Here is a 1,027-nt window from a genome sequence, read left to right as displayed (position 1 = left end):
GCACAACCTACCCCCAACAGTAAGGAGAGCCACTTGTTATATAAAAATATAAACTAAAATGCCAAATTTAATACTAAAAGATTGACTCTCCATATGGACTGGTATTGTGCTATATAGGTGCAATACACGAGAAAAATTAGCTGCATCGCACCAACAAGGTGCGATAGCACTTTATTTAATCTGCATGAATATCGCCTAAAGCACGCATTATTAGTTAATTCACCAGGGTGAAATGCAGCCTAATCCACCTACATTTAGTGTGAGAAATCCCTCTTGATATATTCTTTACTTTTCTGAAACAGAATTTAATAGCACTGATGTACAGTTGAAAACTCTAAATTACTTTATCGTTATAGTGTGGTTTAGGTTCGAGATTATAAGCTCCACGCAATTATAAATAATCTATTAATCACCCTTATTTTGATAAGTACAAAGATTATCTGATGCACAGATATCTTATTTCGCCTTATGGGCATCAGAGAGCCATGTTATGAATTGTAAATATATTATCAACACCTGTATTCTCAGTAGCTTATGGTGGGGTCAGGCCGCTACTGTATTGGCGGAGGAAAACTATCAGCCAACACCGACATCTATAGGGCAACATAACCCGCAAACCAGCAATGGGAGTCTGTGGCAACGCCTGACGAGCAACATCTCGCTTACCTGGGATTCACCAAACCAGGAGCTGTATATCCCGCTGAATACCTGGCACAACCGCTGGACCTACGATGATGACAAGATAGAGTCATACAATGAGCGGCCATGGGGTATCGGCTATGGCAAATATCGCTATGATGAGGATAACAACTGGCACTCTGTGTATGCGATGGCATTTATGGATTCGCACAACCAAATTGAACCCATTATAGGTTATGGCTATCAAAAAATGTGGATACCGGGAGCGATGGACGGCTGGCGTTTTGGCGTAGGTTTTACCGCCAGCATTACCGCACGTCATGAATATTATTACATTCCTGTCCCATTGCCTTTGCCACTTATTTCTATTGAATATAATAAGTTTTCA

General features: G+C 40.5%; 1 protein-coding gene. It reads left to right on the top strand.

Going from position 1 to position 1,027, the window contains the following annotated elements:
* Nucleotides 1–490: 490 nt before the first annotated feature.
* A partial coding sequence (gene pagP, locus V2A85_RS23930; protein WP_420072587.1) for a lipid IV(A) palmitoyltransferase PagP occupies nucleotides 491–1,027 on the top strand: 537 nt, incomplete at its 3' end.

The sequence above is a fragment of the Yersinia sp. 1252 StPb PI genome (assembly GCF_048593885.1).
GTDB classification, from domain to species: Bacteria; Pseudomonadota; Gammaproteobacteria; order Enterobacterales; family Enterobacteriaceae; genus Yersinia; species Yersinia enterocolitica_E.
The sequence above is the reverse complement of the archived record's forward strand: the minus strand, read 5'-3'. Positions and strand labels throughout refer to the sequence as shown.